17 protein-coding genes, 1 tRNA gene and 3 pseudogenes are annotated in these 15,122 nt (G+C 59.2%); 6 read left to right on the top strand and 15 right to left on the bottom strand.

The window, feature by feature from the left end; all coding sequences use genetic code 11:
• Positions 1–21: 21 nt before the first annotated feature.
• Genes BN1800_RS34470 through BN1800_RS34455 form a run of 4 tightly spaced genes read right to left on the bottom strand, consistent with a single transcriptional unit; the run spans position 22 to position 3,830 of the window.
• On the bottom strand, positions 22–996 hold the full coding sequence (locus tag BN1800_RS34470; RefSeq protein WP_087004598.1) for an NAD(P)-dependent oxidoreductase: 975 nt from the start codon (positions 994–996) through the stop codon (positions 22–24).
• 22 nt (positions 997–1,018) lie between these two features.
• Positions 1,019–1,711 (bottom strand): FadR/GntR family transcriptional regulator, encoded by a 693-nt coding sequence (locus BN1800_RS34465; protein ID WP_087004595.1) that lies wholly within the window; start codon positions 1,709–1,711, stop codon positions 1,019–1,021.
• Positions 1,712–1,713: 2 nt separating this feature from the next.
• On the bottom strand, positions 1,714–2,883 hold the full coding sequence (locus tag BN1800_RS34460) for a mandelate racemase/muconate lactonizing enzyme family protein (protein WP_087004592.1): 1,170 nt from the start codon (positions 2,881–2,883) through the stop codon (positions 1,714–1,716).
• Positions 2,884–2,924: 41 nt separating this feature from the next.
• On the bottom strand, positions 2,925–3,830 hold the full coding sequence (locus BN1800_RS34455) for a sugar phosphate isomerase/epimerase family protein (RefSeq protein ID WP_087004589.1): 906 nt from the start codon (positions 3,828–3,830) through the stop codon (positions 2,925–2,927).
• A gap of 346 nt (positions 3,831–4,176) precedes the next feature.
• Here BN1800_RS34455 and BN1800_RS34450 point away from each other — a divergent pair, with 346 nt between their 5' ends.
• Positions 4,177–5,028, top strand: a complete 852-nt coding sequence (locus BN1800_RS34450) for a sugar phosphate isomerase/epimerase family protein (RefSeq protein ID WP_087004586.1) — start codon at positions 4,177–4,179, stop codon at positions 5,026–5,028.
• A gap of 85 nt (positions 5,029–5,113) precedes the next feature.
• Here the strand turns inward: BN1800_RS34450 and BN1800_RS43065 are convergent.
• Together BN1800_RS43065 and BN1800_RS34440 are read right to left on the bottom strand one after the other, a co-directional pair.
• Positions 5,114–5,278 (bottom strand): annotated as a pseudogene (locus BN1800_RS43065) (cupin domain-containing protein); the annotation flags it as partial.
• Positions 5,279–5,531: 253 nt separating this feature from the next.
• Positions 5,532–6,476 (bottom strand): alpha/beta fold hydrolase, encoded by a 945-nt coding sequence (locus BN1800_RS34440; RefSeq protein ID WP_087004583.1) that lies wholly within the window; start codon positions 6,474–6,476, stop codon positions 5,532–5,534.
• An 817-nt stretch (positions 6,477–7,293) separates the two neighbouring features.
• Here BN1800_RS34440 and BN1800_RS34435 point away from each other — a divergent pair.
• A pseudogene (locus tag BN1800_RS34435) lies at positions 7,294–7,482 on the top strand (hypothetical protein); the annotation flags it as partial.
• Positions 7,483–7,502: 20 nt separating this feature from the next.
• Here the strand turns inward: BN1800_RS34435 and BN1800_RS44230 are convergent.
• From BN1800_RS44230 to BN1800_RS34410, 5 genes are all read right to left on the bottom strand, one after another.
• A complete protein-coding gene (locus tag BN1800_RS44230; protein WP_425299092.1) occupies positions 7,503–7,691 on the bottom strand; it encodes a molybdopterin-dependent oxidoreductase in 189 nt (62 codons plus the stop codon).
• 28 nt (positions 7,692–7,719) lie between these two features.
• Positions 7,720–7,980 (bottom strand): molybdopterin-binding protein, encoded by a 261-nt coding sequence (locus BN1800_RS44225; RefSeq protein ID WP_425299091.1) that lies wholly within the window; start codon positions 7,978–7,980, stop codon positions 7,720–7,722.
• A 525-nt stretch (positions 7,981–8,505) separates the two neighbouring features.
• Positions 8,506–9,411 carry a nucleotidyltransferase and HEPN domain-containing protein gene (locus BN1800_RS34420; protein WP_087004580.1) on the bottom strand — a complete coding sequence of 302 codons (906 nt, stop codon included), beginning with the start codon at positions 9,409–9,411 and terminating at the stop codon, positions 8,506–8,508.
• Positions 9,338–9,898 (bottom strand): hypothetical protein, encoded by a 561-nt coding sequence (locus tag BN1800_RS44220; RefSeq protein ID WP_425299090.1) that lies wholly within the window; start codon positions 9,896–9,898, stop codon positions 9,338–9,340. The genes BN1800_RS34420 and BN1800_RS44220 overlap by 74 nt, the downstream gene beginning before the upstream one ends.
• A 143-nt stretch (positions 9,899–10,041) precedes the next feature.
• On the bottom strand, positions 10,042–10,683 hold the full coding sequence (locus BN1800_RS34410; protein WP_087004576.1) for a dihydrofolate reductase family protein: 642 nt from the start codon (positions 10,681–10,683) through the stop codon (positions 10,042–10,044).
• A 147-nt stretch (positions 10,684–10,830) separates the two neighbouring features.
• On the opposite strand from BN1800_RS34410, the gene BN1800_RS34405 reads away from it, so the two are divergent.
• Together BN1800_RS34405 and BN1800_RS34400 are read left to right on the top strand one after the other, a co-directional pair.
• Positions 10,831–11,187 carry an ArsR/SmtB family transcription factor gene (locus BN1800_RS34405; protein ID WP_087004630.1) on the top strand — a complete coding sequence of 119 codons (357 nt, stop codon included), beginning with the start codon at positions 10,831–10,833 and terminating at the stop codon, positions 11,185–11,187.
• Positions 11,171–11,650, top strand: coding sequence for an SRPBCC family protein (locus BN1800_RS34400; RefSeq protein ID WP_087004573.1), 480 nt, complete (start codon positions 11,171–11,173; stop codon positions 11,648–11,650). Before BN1800_RS34405 ends, BN1800_RS34400 begins: the two co-directional genes overlap by 17 nt.
• A 335-nt stretch (positions 11,651–11,985) precedes the next feature.
• On the opposite strand, the gene BN1800_RS34395 is transcribed toward BN1800_RS34400, so the two are convergent.
• The 3 genes and pseudogenes from BN1800_RS34395 to BN1800_RS44215 all read right to left on the bottom strand — a co-directional run.
• Positions 11,986–12,243: a helix-turn-helix transcriptional regulator gene (locus BN1800_RS34395; RefSeq protein ID WP_087004570.1), complete on the bottom strand. Its 258-nt coding sequence runs from the start codon at positions 12,241–12,243 to the stop codon at positions 11,986–11,988.
• A 278-nt stretch (positions 12,244–12,521) separates the two neighbouring features.
• Entirely contained in the window at positions 12,522–13,157 is a 636-nt protein-coding gene (locus BN1800_RS34390) for a LysE family translocator (RefSeq protein ID WP_087004567.1), read from the bottom strand.
• Positions 13,157–13,291: pseudogene (locus BN1800_RS44215) on the bottom strand (hypothetical protein); the annotation flags it as partial. The gene BN1800_RS34390 and the pseudogene BN1800_RS44215, both read right to left, overlap by 1 nt.
• 197 nt (positions 13,292–13,488) lie before the next feature.
• Between BN1800_RS44215 and BN1800_RS44210 the strand changes: the two are divergent.
• Positions 13,489–13,683, top strand: a complete 195-nt coding sequence (locus tag BN1800_RS44210) for an arginase family protein (RefSeq protein WP_143534213.1) — start codon at positions 13,489–13,491, stop codon at positions 13,681–13,683.
• Positions 13,684–13,785: 102 nt separating this feature from the next.
• Positions 13,786–14,331: a GNAT family N-acetyltransferase gene (locus tag BN1800_RS34380; protein WP_027510013.1), complete on the top strand. Its 546-nt coding sequence runs from the start codon at positions 13,786–13,788 to the stop codon at positions 14,329–14,331.
• 572 nt (positions 14,332–14,903) lie between these two features.
• Here BN1800_RS34380 and BN1800_RS34370 read toward each other — a convergent pair.
• Positions 14,904–14,980 (bottom strand) — tRNA-Met (locus BN1800_RS34370).
• Between the last annotated feature and the right edge of the window lie 142 nt (positions 14,981–15,122).

Below are 15,122 nucleotides of genomic sequence, written 5' to 3'. Positions count from 1 at the left end.
GATCGTCGCGAAGGGGCTGAGCTATGCGGGAAAGCGCCGGCGGTAGTGCTCGACCACTTCGGGATTGCGCAGATTGACGGGCAGTTCGCCCTTCATGACGCGCAGGACTTCGCTTGCCGCGACCGTTCCCATGCGCATCATGCTCTCGTCCGTAAGACCGGCGAGATGCGGAGTGACGATGACATTGTCGAAGCCGAAATATGGATGGTCGAGCGGAAGGGGCTGGATCGCGAAGACGTCGAGCGCGGCTCCTCCGATGCGTCCCTCGCGCAGCGCCTCGATCAGCGCCGCGTCATCGATCACCGGGCCGCGCGAGACGTTGACCACTATGGCATCGGGCTTCATGCGGCCGATGCGCCCGGCGTTAAGCAGGCCGGTCGTCTCCGACGTCAGCGGGCAGCAGAGCACGACGATGTCGGCCATCGCGACGAGGTCGTCGACCGGCAGGAAGCGCGCACCGTCCGGCACGCGCTCCGGCGACCGGCTCGTAGCGACCACCTCGAGGCCGAAACCGAACTTCGCGATCCGGAAAATCGCCTTGCCGACATTGCCCATGCCGACAATGCCCATAGTGCGGCCGCCGAGGTCCGAAGCCCCGTCCGACTGGCCGCGCCCGGCCGCCCAGCCCCTCTGCCGCAGTTCCCGGTCCATCAGGCGGAAGCGCCGAAGCAGGGCGAGCGTCACGAGGAAGACGTGCTCGGCGACCGTCGACGCATTCACAGCCGGCACGTTGGCGACAAGCACGCCGACGCGGTTCGCCGCATCCATCGGCACCATGTCGAGCCCGGCGCCATGGCGGATCGCAGCGCGAAGCGCCGGCGCATCCTCGAAGAAGGCCGGCGGGATCGGCGCGCGCACGACGACGATGCCCGCGCCCCGCCCTTCTCGCAGCAACGTTTCGGGGTCGGGCGCGGAGGCGACGCGCAGATCGCCCGCAGCCTTAAGCACCGCCTCGGCGGCAGGATGCAGGGGATGTGTGGAAAAGATGAAGCTCATCGGCCCTCCCCACCAGTTACGCCTATCCGGCGGCCATCGCAGGCCCGCCGATGAGACCCTTCCAATAGCTTTCCGCACCCTGGAGATGCGCGTTCATCAGTGCTTGGGCGAGATTGCCGTCGCGGGCAAGCAGCGCCTCGTAGATGCGGACATGTTCCTCATGCGAGCGCCAGCGGCGGGCGACGTCGCTAAAATAGATCGGCAGGCGCTGCTCGCCCATCATGTAGTAGACGCTGCACACGCGATAGAAGACGCTATTCTTGGTGGCTCGGACGATCTCCAGATGGAAATCTCGGTCCTCGCGCGCCAGCCCCTCGCCTGCGGCAAGCTTCGCCTCGGACGCGGCAAGGATGTCGCGCAGGCGCTGGTAATTCTCTTCCGTCGCCCGCAGGCAGGCGAGTTCCGCGGCCTTGATCTCATGTATCTTGCGCAGTTCCACGGTCTCGTAGATCAGGATCGGATCGAGCGGCACGCCGGCTCGAGCAAACAGTGCCATGGCCTCTACGCTCGCCTCCGTGGTCGTCAGGTAGATACCCGACTTGGCGCGGCGCTCGACGATGCGCATCGCCTCCAGGATCGCGAGCGCCTCGCGGATATGGCCGCGGCTGACGCCGAAATGCTCCGCAAGCTCCCGCTCCGAAGGCGTGCGGCCGTTGCCGCTCGAATTCGAGAAAAGATATGCCGCGAGATCGGAGAGGAGGGAATTTTCTTTCATCGTCACAGTCTTTGGGCGTGAGCCTCGAGGACCCTCTGATTGATCGTGAAGCCCAGGCCGGGTTTATCAGGAATCTCTATCATACCGTCCTTTACCGACACAGTGTCCTCGACAAGATCATGGATCATCGGATTCGCGCCGAGCGAATATTCGATAACGAAGCTTGCCGGGGAAGCCGCGCACAAGTGCAGGCCGGAGAAGAAACAGGGCGCACCGGCCCAAAGATGCGGTGCGAAACGGAGGTTGAAGGCGCTGGCGAGCGAGCTGATGCGCATCGCCTCCGTAATGCCACCGCAGAAGGCCGGATCGGGTTGGAATATATCGGCGGCCCGCAGCATGGCAAGATCGCGGAAGGCAAACCGTGTCGACTCGCTCTCGCCCGCAGCGATCGGCACGTTCCCCGCCGCGCGCACCTCCGCCATGCCCGGCTTGTCGTCGGCGATCACCGGTTCCTCGAACCAGGCGAGGTCGCAATCCGCCACCATCTCCATGAAGCGCTTCGCTTCGGCAACCGTATAGGTGCCGTGCGCATCGACCATAAGGTCGACGTCGGGGCCGATCGCCTCGCGCGCCGCCCGCACTCGTGAGGCCGAGACATGCGGCGCGCGGTCCATCGCGCCGACGCGCATCTTGACCGACTTGAAACCGCCGGCCGCGATATAGGACTGGAGCTGTTCGCCGATCAGGTTCGCGCTCTCCCAACCACCCGAAGCATAGGCGGGCAACCTGTCCGCCTTGCGGCCACCCAGCAGTTTCCAGACGGGGACGCCGAGCGACTTGCCGAGAATGTCCCACAGCGCTAGGTCGACCGCGCTGATCGCCGCGACGGACAGGCCGCGCCGCGCGATCTGCGGCATGGCATGACCCGAAATCGCCGCCATCTCGTGGCGTATGCCGTTGTAAAGCATCTCCCATATGGCGGAGATGTCTGCAGGATCACGGCCGATGAGCTCCGGCCCCACCTCGTGGTTCAGCATGTGCACCAGCGTGCCATAGGTGCCTGCACTGCCGGCGGCATTCTTGCCTTCTCCCCAGCCGACGATGCCGTCGTTCGTTTCGATACGCAGGATGGCAGCATCGAAGGTCGTCAGCACGCCGAAGTCGCTGCGATGTTGGCGGCTCGCCTCGATGGGAATCTTGACCCACCAGGCCTCTACGGTCTTGATACGCATGTGTCGGATCTCCCGCCCTCACGACCCGCGGGCCGCCGGGCCTATGCCTTTCCGTTCGTTACTTTGATCAGCGGCAGGATCGTCTCGGCGGTGATCCGCATCTGATCGTCGTAGAACTTCTCGGTGAGAAGGCTTGAGCCGTGGTCCTGGATGAACTTCAGCTGCTCCGGCGGGATATCGACGGGGTTGCGCTCCACCATGTCCGGGTACTTGGCCGCCGGCGTGCGATCGACCGGAGCGACAAACTCGTTCGTCACCGCGCCGTCGTAGCCGATCTCCCTCAGCGTGCCGATGATCTTTGGCCAGTCGAGCATGCCGAGGCCGGCGGCGAAACGGTTGTTGTCGGCGACGTGGAAATCGAACAGGCGCTTTCCGGCGAGCCGAATCGCCTCATACATGTCATCCTCCTCGATGTTCAGGTGAAAAGCATCGAGGCAGACCCCGCATTCGGGGCTGACGGCATCGGCGAGCGCCAGCGCCTGGGCGGCACGGTTGAAGAAATAGGTCTCGAAACGGTTGAGCGGCTCGACGGCAATGCGCACGCCCTTCTTCTGGGCATGGGCAAAACATTCCTTGGTTGCGTCCACCACCCACGTCCACTCTTCCTCCTCGGTCCCATCCGGCACCACCTTGCCGACGGTCGCCGGTACGAGGGTAACGATCTCGCCCTCGAGTTCGCTGACCATGGTGATGACGCTCTTGACATAGTCCACTGACCTGGCGCGCTGGCCTTCGTCCCTTGCGGCAAGGTTCCGCTCGCCGAGCGTCAGCGTGACGGCACCCCAGCAGCGGATTCCGTACTCTTTCAGCAGCGCGCGCGTCTCCTTGACGTCGTACTGTGCCGGCTCGCCGGATATCTCGATGCTTTCGTAGCCATATTTCTTGATGCGCTTCAGCGTGACGGCGAGCGGTTCGGCTCGCATCCAGTTGTGTGTCGAAAGATGCATGAAGTCCTCCCAGACTGTTACAACTCGTTCGATCGCCGATGGCGGCGGCAAACGGTCACCTTGTCGTCACCGGCCCGCTGCCTTCGGCAATCTGGTTGGGCCAATTCTTGTCAATTGCTAGCTCTAGCGCAATTTTTCGCCCTCTGCAAGGTGGAGTCAGAAACGGCGATACATCTTATTTTGCTGAGCTTTAATGCTCCTTTTCTTGTTTTCACGCAGATTTTCAGGCGATCGGAAAACTGGGATTGGCTTGACCAGATTTTCGGATTTGGTATTACCAGATAATGGAAAAGCGAAGGGCGCCGTAGAACGCCGCTCACGGCCCACAGGGCCAAAAGGAGGAGACATGAAGATCGGAATGTGCATGTTCCTCTGGACGACGAGTGTCGGCCGGAAGCATGAAGGACTGTTGCGCGACATCAAGAACACTGGGTTTGATGGCGTCGAAATACCGATCTTTTCGGGCACGCCCGACAGCTACCGCCGGCTGGGAGATCTGCTCGACCGGATCGGCCTGGAACGGACCGCCGTTTCCGCCATGGGCGATCCCTCGATGAATCTGATCGCGTCCGACGCCGCAACCCGCAGACGCGGCATCGACTACATGAAATGGGCCATCGACTGCAGCGATGCGCTCGGCGCCACGATGCTGAGCGGGCCGCTGCATTCGACGCTCGGACAATTTTCCGGAAGCGGCCCGAGCGCGGCGGAACTCAAGCGCTCGGTCTTCTCACAACGCGCGATCGGGGATCATGCCGCAAAGCGCGGCGTCACAATCGGGCTCGAGGCGCTGAACCGCTTCGAATGCTATCTGTTCAACACGATGGACGCCCTGGCGGCCCATGTCGACGCGGTCGGGCACCCGAACATTCGCGCGATGTACGACACTTTCCACAGCAATATCGAGGAGGCCGATCCCATCAGCGCCTTCACGCGAAACAGCGACCGCATCGTCCATGTCCACATTTCTGAGAACGACCGCGGCGTTCCGGGGCGCGGCCATATTCCTTGGGCGGAAACGTTCAAGGCCCTGCGGTCGAGCGGTTACGACGGCTGGCTGACGATCGAGGCCTTCGGCCGGGCGCTCAAGGACCTTGCCGCCGCGACAAAGGTCTGGCGCGACTTTTCCGAAACGCCGGAAGCGGTCTATCGCCAGGGTTACCGCCATATCCGCGATGGCTGGCACGCAGCGGCATGAACGCTGTGCCGCCAATCTATGATCGCCTCAATGTGCTTGCACGCAAGGTACTTGAGGACGGAGTTTTTGCCGACCTTCGAGTTGAAGAACTGATTTCGCCTTCTATCACCGTGGTATAGATAACAGTGCTTCTTGCATGCCTGTGCGCGGACCTAAATCCACCTGGACCGTATTCGACCAAGACACCCACCATGCTCTTTCCAGGAACATTCGGAAGCTTCTGGTCGAACACGACTGATATCTTTGCGTCCCGGCTTTTTCGGCTGCGAAGGACAGCGTAAACATCGGGCGAGCAAAAGAGTGGTTAGGCCGGTCTAATTCTTCTGAGTATAGTTTCGTCTCCATGGAGAACCGCCACTTGCGACGGCCTGCCGAGGGAGGCTTCAAGTAAATTGAGATGTACGATGGTTTATTGACACAACGCAACACGGCCTGGCCTGCAATGGAAGAAGCCGGTCGCATACGCCGCCGGCTCCAATGCATGTGACATAGGAGGGTCGCAATCACATGGGTGCAGGAAGAAATTCGGTCAATGCTTTTGTAACGGCTGCAGGCTGCTCCTCGGGGATCCAATGGCCAGAACCCTCCACGACCACGCCGCGTACGTTTTTTGCGACGTGGCGGATGTGGTTGCCATACTCTGCTCCCATGCCCCCAACTCCACTCATGGCAAGAACCGGCATCTGCAGCTTCTCGATCGAAAATAATCTGTTAGCTTCAACGTCTTTGGGGAAGGCGCGATAGTATTCAAAGCCGGCGCGAAGCGCCCCTGGCTGAGCATATGAGCGTCCGTAAACTTCGTCGGCTTCGTTATCGAAGGCGCGCGAGTTAACGCCCTCGGCATTGTGGAACCATTTCAGATATTCGAGTTCGCGGCCTGCGATAAGCATTTCCGGAACGTCACGGACAGAGTGGAAGCGAAAATGCCATGTACGAGGACCGTGGATCAAATCGTCCCAAGGCTCAATGCCGGGGAGAGGAACATCCAAAATCGCAAGTGTCTCAACGTCATTGGGATATTTAGCGGCATAGGCATAGACGACCATGCCGCCCATGTCGTGGCCGACAAGGTTTACCAACGGACCGATGCCCAGATTGCTCACCAGCTTTCGAACGTCCTCGGCTATCGAAGCCTTATCATAGCCAGCCAGAGGTTTGGCGGTGTCGCCCAGACCACGAAGATCCGGCGCGAGAACTGTATACCCTTGGGTCGCCAATTGCGGCATCACATGGCGCCACATATATGACGTGGTACCCCAGCCATGCAGCAACACGACCGTTTGCGGCCCACCCTGCGCCAAAAGGTAGTGATAAGCGACCCCGTCAACGTCGGACTTGCCATCGATGATTGAATGGGAGGTATCGATGATCGTGTCGTTTGCTGCCGGCACTTCCGGTATACCCGCGAACGTTCCAATCATAAGGGCCACTAAAAAGTAAAAGCGCATTGCAAACTCCAGATATTCGAAAAATCAGTCCCACAGAGCCCAAAATCGTCCCCCAAATCTATGGAACGATGGTTTGCCTAGCACCCCGTCGAGGGCGAACCGCGACGGTAGCTGAGCAGCCGCAATCATTAAATCGTCCGAATGCTCCAGGCTCTCCGGCGTCAACGCTGTGTCAACGCCGCTAAGCCTCAAGATAAACGGCGTTAGGCCTCAAAGCGCGAAACGGGCGGTCATTTTCGGTCTTCCTCGTACCGGGTTGCGGGTCTCCACTTTGCAAAACTCAAGGGATCTGGACCATCGTGCGGAGGGCGCGTGTGTTCGATACTTTGGTATAGGGATACCTGAGTGTAGGACCTATGGCGGGTTGTCGAGAACACCATGATCAATGGCTTATGCTATGATTATGACGAAAGCTCTGAACGCGGCGAGGTTCGCTGGCTCATCCCCAGCGATCCAGTCGATGGCGGACACCAAACCGCTTTCGTCTCAACTGCTTGCTATAAGCCTTGACCGCATTGCATGGACGAGATGTCTGAGCCTTACGCCTAAGTCATTCTCATTTGCCGGCCATGTTGGACGCGATAGAGATGATGAATCGTAAGCGGTGTCCCGCTTCCATATTGACTGAGCTGCCTTTTGCAGTGCCGAGCACTGGAGGGCATGACGGGGATGCCAACTATACCCCAACAGCCGCCATCCTGCGCCTCGCGCCACATCTTGGACTACAGGGGTGTTTCCCGACGCTCGGCATGTAAGCTGATAGCCATCTCAGCCAAGGGAGGTAACGCCGGCGCCCCGATTTCTTGCCGTTTACACTATGAAGCCCGAAGACCTCGCGTCATTTCGAAGCCTGCCCAAAGCCGAGCAGGATGCAGTCGATGCTGTGGGCATACCACAGTGGGCGGCGCGGGAGGAACGTAATGCTGCGTTCATCCTTGATCGCGGTGGTATGGTGGGCAAGACAACGCGTGTGACCGAAGCCGTGAATCCGTTCTGCGGCTATCTAAACTCTTCCCCCGGCTGTCGCTATGCCCATTCGAACACCATGTCTACAAGGACAGATCCGATTGCGACGGGGTCGTCGTCATCGGCGCAATGGAAGACCACATAGCGCGCTGTGATCTTTAGACCCGCCGAAGCGAGCAGGTGCCCGAGTGGACCACCGGTCCACTTGCCAACGGCACTCCATCCCTCGACACAGTGGTGGCGAGTGATCTGGGCACGGGCCGGGAGCTTTTTGAGGTCAGCGAGCGAAACCCTCCCGAGGTCGCTCTACCGGACCGTCTATCTTCAATTTCCAGCGCTTGAACCTGCCTTCGGCCAGTTCAGCGTATTCGTCACTGTCGAGAGAGCTGGTTCCGTTGACCCGGAAGGGCGGCGAGATGTCGGCCTCGGCAAATTCGCGGGCCAAGGCATCACGACCCTGAAGCAGCCTTCGCGCTTTCATCGTCAGCTGTTCAGCTGAACGAAGGACGGTGGCGACGTCCGTATTTTGATCCAGCACGTCACCGCCAGGAAGGGCCAGGGTAAATCCACTTAACCAAACGCCCGAAACTGTTCAAACATCCCGAGCAAGCTCTTTCATCCAGCGCGTTCTAAATCGGCCCTCGAAAACACTGGCAACACCGACAAGGCAGGAACGCTGTGGATGCGCGGAGTGCCGTCGCCACGCCATATAGCACACACGACTGCAAGAACATTGGCACCTTCGGCGGCGCCAGTTGATAGGCACCCGCTACTGCACCGCCTGTCGTGATCACATCCTCAATGACCGTCACACCACGCCCAGCAACATCTTGACCCTCAATGGCGCGACAAGTGCCATACGCTTTGGCCTCTTTACGGACGAATGCTGCGGGTAGTCCGGTTTCCAACGAAATTGCCGTGACGAGAGGAATGCCGCCCGACTCAAGCCCGGCAATGATCTCTGTATTGGCGGGCAAGAGAGCGGACATGGCGCGGGCGCTGTCGACCCTTGGACGAAGCCGCTCGCGCGGCACTGGCTCCAATACCGAATTCAGCGGAACCGTCAAACGATTGCCCGCTCCAGTTCCGAAAGTCGCTCCTTACAAATCGCCGCGACAATCTGGTGCAGATGATCGGTCCGCTCAAGCAGCCAGCTAAGTGCTTCTTCGGTGATCTCGAAGTGCTTCGAGTAGCGGGATTTTACATAGGCTTCGTTGAGGACGTTGTACCAGGCGGTATAGCGGTGCTGATCGCGCGGCCAGGCGTCAATGAGCCGGCGGTCCTGGTCTTCGGCCAGACTCCGGAGAAATTTCAGATTGTGCGATGGTGGGCTGTAGTTGGTCAGCGTGAGAAGCAATGCAGAGTACGCCGACTCGACGGACTGGTGCAGGAGGAACGCCGCGAGATTAATGTCCCCTTCTGTACGGTAGAACTTGGCACCCTTGATGAATGACGTCGAGTATTTGAATATTCTCTCGAAATGCTCCTTCGCCACCCTCAGAGCATCGGCAGGCGACAGCTTCCTAGGTTCGGCCAGCGGCCGGTCGTCGAGTTCGTAGAGCACGATGCCCTCGCGCAGGATGTCGACGAAGAAATACTGGCCGTCGGCCAGGAAGTTGTTGACCTCCCGGGCGCCATGGACGATCAGCCCGACCGGGGTTTTGACCTGCTTGTCCCACATCAGCCGGTCGGTCGCTTTCTCCCAGTACTGTGGCTCCGCCAGCTGCTTGGAATTGACGATGACGAGGATGTCGTAGTCGGAGCGGTAGCCCTTCATCGTGTGCGGCTCGTCGACCCAGGTGTCGCGGCTATAGGAACCAAAAAGCAGAATCTTTAAGATCCGGCCGCGCTTCTTGAAGGCGGCAGAGGTACCCGACAGCGCATCGGCGAACTCCTCATGGATGATCGCAACGACGCGGGCAAGCTCGCGCTGCTTTTCTTCCGGCAGATGTTCCAGGGACGATCGCATGGGTCCATCGATAGGCCAAAGACGATTCGCCGTCTACTACTCGAAACTGTAGGAACTGCGGCATGGAAGACGACGGAATGATACGGCCGTGCCCGGCGAGCGGCGGCCGTGCCGCCGATCCCCAAAACCGGATCGGCTTTCGTCTTCGCCGTAGCGCGCAACAAGCCAGATGTGAACCTCGTCGCTCATCCAAGTGTAGCAGCGCTGAGACGCCGACGAAACCACCGCCGACGATGCAGAAGAGCTGTCGCCAGATTTCGGAGGGCATGGCTTCGCGCGTGATACCATGGACCCGCGCATATCCAGCGACGGCCGCGGGCACGGCGAAGACCAGCCCCACGGAGGCAGGATCGGGGGAGCGCAGCGTATCGAAAAGGACCGCCAGCAAACCAAAGGCCGCACCGGCCGCAACCAGGCCGACAAGCCCCGCGCCGAACAGGCCGGAGCCGGTCTGGTAGGCGAACTGCGCTGTGGTCAATCCGGCCATGGAGCCATTTTATAGCCAATGGCTTTAAACGGCTGATGCGGGGGCCGAAAGCAGACTGTCGGCGCCTGCACTGGCAACTCGCTAAACCGACATCATGGACCATCTGTGGACAGTCCATGATCGCTCAAGTCACAGGCGAGCGGCTAGCGTTGGAAGGTCAGGTGGATGGTGTCACTCGGTGCCGTTTCTGCCTTGACTGTACAGCCAGCTTCCAAGCCGCGCAGATCGTCCCACAGGCGTATACCGCGCCCCAGCAAAATCGGAGTGATAGCAACATGAAGACGATCGACAAGGCCCGCCTTTAGGAAGTCGCGAACGACAGTGGGACCGCCGCCAACCCGCACATCCTTGTCGCCCGCCATACTGACAGCTCGCTGGAGCGCATCAGCCGGCGTGGTGTTGATGAAATGAAAAGTCGTCCCGCCGGTCATCTCCAAGGAAGGCCGTGGCCTGTGGGTGAGGACGAAGACCGGAACCCGGAACGGTGGCTCGTCGCCCCACCAGCCACGCCAGTTCGGATCATCGGGAAAGTTGTGGAGCCCGAACATGCCAGCGCCCATGATCTCGGCACCCACATTATCGAAGTACTCCTTCGCGTATTCGTCGTCGACACCTGTGGTCCCTGCTCCCGTCGTATCCTTTAACACGCGCTCGCGGAAGGTTCGCGTTGCAGCGTATGCTCCGACGAGACGCGGCCAGTCCTCGCCGAATGGGGCTTCGGGCGTCTGGTCCGTCGTTGTCGCGAAACCATCGAGCGAGATCATGAGATCGACACGAACTACCACTGGAGTCCTCCTTATGAGTGGTTGCGTAACCGCCCCAATATCAAGCGGGCTGGATACTAAGGTATGTACCTTCATATCCAGAGCCGGACACTAAGGCAAGTACCTTTCCATCCTTGACCAGAGCCCGAAGCTATTTTAATGAGTCGCATGCCTTACCATTCGACCCCCCTCGACCTCGCCTTTCACGCTCTCAGCGACCCGACCCGCCGCGCGGTGGTATCGCGGCTGGCTGAGGGCGAGGTGCCGGTCAGCGTCCTGGCCGAGCCTTTTGACATGGCGCTGCCCTCCTTCGCCCAGCATCTCAAGGTGCTGGAAGATTGCGGGCTGATTGCCAGCGAGAAGCGCGGGCGCAGCCGCTGGTGCCGGCTGGTGCAGGAGCGCTTCGACGAGGCGGCGGACTGGATGGAAACGGAGCGCCGGCGCTGGACCGAGCGGTTGGATCGCCTGGAAGTCTACTTGGACAAGACGGAAGAGGATGTTGAAGGACATGGAAAACCTGTTTGAGACCTGGTCGCTCGATCGCGAAATCGTGCTGGTCAAGCTGCTGAATCACCCACGCGACAAGGTCTTTGCCGCCTGGATGGACCCTAGGGCGCTAACCGAATGGTATGGTCCAGCCGGCCTTAGAATCGAAAGCCACGAGGCCGATATCCGCGAGGGTGGGGTCTGGCGGTTCGACATGGTGGGCGTGTTCGAGGGCAAGGAGCAGCGCTTCCCGAACCTCATGCGCTTTCTGGAGATCGTGCCGAACGAGCGGATCGTGATGGACTATGGCACACCTGACCCTGACGACCCCGACCGTTTCCGTGCCACAGTGACGTTCGATGAGCAGGCCGACGGCAAGACGGTGCTGACCATGCGCCAGCTCCACCCCAGCCGCGAGCGGCGTCAGGTGGTCATCGGCTTCGGCGCGGTGGAATACGGGCTGCAGACGCTGGACGGCCTCGCCGCCTGGCTAGACGGCTGACGAAATCTTCCTCAAGAAGCGCCTGTCATGCCTTGTCGGTTTCGACGATGTGCCCGAAGTCAGTAGGCGAGATCCTGCTGACGCCGGGACCGGAACGCGGCCAAATCGGCGCGACGCTGCACGGCGAGCACGATCCTCAATTGGGTCGAGCGCCAAGCCATTGGAAAGACTACAAAACAAACACTCCCCGGTGCAGCGCGCGCGGGAGTAGTGGCATCAGTGTTGCGGACCTCCCACCATTAATCAAGGCCTAAGTTGCGGAGGTAATCGCGCAAAGGCCGAGGGCGCTGCCGTTCTCTTTTCTGGATGATAGCGCCGTGCTCGATCTATCCATCTCACACCGACGCGCCGACATGAAAAAGGTACAGGGGGCACGCAACTACCGATACCGACTTTCGTTGCAGATAGCTGTCTAAGGCGTCCCATGCCGATTCACAATTGATGTCGGAGTCATGCCATCCCGCACCGTTGACGCTGATCCTGATCTGGACGGGAAAGGTGCCCTCGGTGACTTTGCGGTAGATAGTGGACCGAGACAGCCCGGTGCGGGCTAGGACGGTTTTGAGACGGATCATATGATCTGGTTCGCGCATGGCTGGCCTGCCTCCTGCTGGCTGTTTCTGGCAACTGCTGGGACCAGACGGGTCAGGCCGTTACGGGCGCGCAAGGGGGTTCCGTATGGCATAGGGCTGTAGCGGAGAGACGGCGGCAAATCGGACGGCTTCAGATTCCGATGCGCCGTCGTCTTCCAAAGTCGATGCAGTGGTTCAAAGCCAGTTCCGCACCGAGTCGCCGGCGAAACTTTCGATTCTTTTGCGTCGTATGAATCGCCGAATTTTGCGACGCCTTGGAATTCAGGGTTCGCGACACTTCACGCGCCAATCACTCTCCAAAGCTCTACAGCCGTCATAGCGATGCCGCCAACGGCGATCATGAGCAGCAGAGCACCCGACACGCGCAGCGTGGTTCGATGAACGGTGGGCTTCAACAGCTTACTGACCAGGCGATCGACCAGCATCAACGTCGCAAAATCCAGGATAATCCATACGACTGTGAGCAATGCGATGCTAGTATTGGTGTAGCTCGTGATCCCAATGAACTGCGGGAAAAACGACGCGAAGAAAATGATATCCTTGGGGTTCGAGATTGCCATGACGAAGCCCTTGGAGAAACCGCCAACACGGGGCTGAATGTTCGCCTGGCCTTGGTCCGATGCGCCAGCCTCTCGAAAAATGTCCCAGCCGATATAGGCGATATAGCAGGCTCCGGCGAGTTTTAGGACATTGAACGCCGTCTCGTTGATCGCAAAAAGCCCCTTTACCACCAAGGCCGAAAGTAGGATCAGCACGAGGGAAGCGGCATTTGTGCCGAAGATTGTTCGGAGAGCTTTAGTCGGCCCGCCGGCAAGGCCCGCTCCGGTCACCAGAACCGCGACTGGACCGGGAACGGCAATCATCGTTGCGACCGCCACCATATAGAGAGCAAGAATACTGAAATTGATGTCCATCAGGTTTCGACCTTACTATTGCTAAATGGGGACCGAAGAGGCTTTTCTAGGCCATCTTCCGAAAGTTGGTATTGCGGCCATTCCCGATTGTCAGCGTTTCCGTAGAACCCGAGTTCATTCGGGACTGCGCCGTTATTAAAGGCCGCATCGAATCCCTCTCACTCGTTGCAGGCACTCGTTGACTGCATATAGGTCATGATATAACGTTCCACGCGTAGCTACTATTGTCCTCTGAAAAACTTGGAAGGAATGAAAGAATGTCCGATACCCGGTTGAAAGAGCGTCCCACTCAAACCGAAAACAAGAAGCCCTCGCCGCCTATCAAGCAGGCATTGGAGCGAGGGTACCGCGTCGTTTCTGTTGCCGACTAATCGTCAGTCGAAAAAGCGGCGAGCGCGAAACGTTACACACCCATCTAGCGGTAGACCTCGATATCCTCGATCCTTCGGCCGTTCCCGATGTATCCAGTCCTCTCAAGGGAGGTTGGTCGGTTGAAACCTTAACGACAACGATCCAGAAATCCTGATGAGCGAGACTGTAGACGGTGTCTCGCGTGTTGAACCCGGGACGAGCGCGTCCTCGGCTGCAATAGCGAAAGACATTCTTGAGGCTTTGGCCGGGTAGGCTAATGGCAAACAACTATATTGTGAAATTTACGCCAGAATACGAAATTGACGCGCCAACAACGGCGCAGATTGCGGCTCTGCTGGACGAGAGTTTTCCTGACACCTTCGATGGCAGAACGTATTTCAAGCAACTGCCGCACTTCCGCTCGCTGGCGTTTGAAGGCGAGACCGTCATTGGCCAGGCAGGTGTTGATCACCGCGTCATAAGGGCCGGTGGAAAGATCATCAGGATCTTCGGAGTCATCGACCTCTGCGTTACGCCAGCGCATCGCGGTGTCGGCGTCGCGGGAGATCTTCTAAAGCAAGTCGAAAGTCTGGCGCTTGCTTCCAATGTCGACTTCCTGGTCTTGATGGGAGACGTTGACACGCTCTACATCGCGAATGGTTTTCGGCGCATTGACCCGGCGATGACTAAGTGGCTCGCCGTGGAGGACGTTGAGAGTGTGGCTGTCATCGAGCGCGACCTCTCGGATTGCTTCCTTGTCAAACCGGTACGAGGCGAAAGTTGGCCTATCGGCCAAATCGATATGTTGGGTTATCTGTTCTGACTGTTTATGAGTTGGTCGTGCGGATCATCACGGGGGTACCTGAGCTTCAGATCATCGACGATGACTGTGGCAGTCGGCGAAGATGCGGCAAAGGGCAATCGCCGAGACGCGCGTTAACCTGACCGCCGCCGTCCGCGCGTCGCCGTGGTTTCCTAAGATACGACTTTAAGGACGTCTTTAATGTCGTGTCTTAGGCGAGGATTGGGATGCGGATCGATATTCTTGGGCAGGAACGACGGCGCCGATGGCGTGATGAGCAGAAGCTCGAGATTGTCATGCAGGTTGGGCTGGACGGCGCCACAGTGACGGAGGTTCCACGACGGGTCCGATGTATGGGCTCCCGCTCTCACTGACGGTGGCATCGACGAACTGAGCGAGATGCTTTCTTACGGTCGCCGTTCGCCGGAAACCTGGAACAACTTCCTGAAAGACTTTGTCGACGACGAAGAGCTCATCGACCGCGTCAAGGCCAAATATCCGCGGTAACAATCGGCCGGTTACGTTCTATGTGCTTTTTCACGCAAAAAGGGCTCCGAGTTTCCTCGAAGCCCATTGAATTAGTCGTCAGCTTTTGGTTGCGGGGGCAGGATTTGAACCTGCGGCCTTCAGGTTATGAGCCTGACGAGCTACCGGGCTGCTCCACCCCGCGTTATATTTGTGTTCTTTGTTTAAAGCGGAACGGACCGCTTTGAGGGCGGCCCGTTTTGCTTGGCTTTGGGCCGTTAGTTTGGTGTTGAGAAGATTGTTAGTTGCGTTTTGCAGACCTGGCAGCGACCGACTCTCCCGCGTCT

The organism is Rhizobium sullae (assembly GCF_900169785.1).
GTDB classification, from domain to species: Bacteria; Pseudomonadota; Alphaproteobacteria; order Rhizobiales; family Rhizobiaceae; genus Rhizobium; species Rhizobium sullae.
This window is presented reverse-complemented; position numbering and strand designations above follow the sequence as displayed.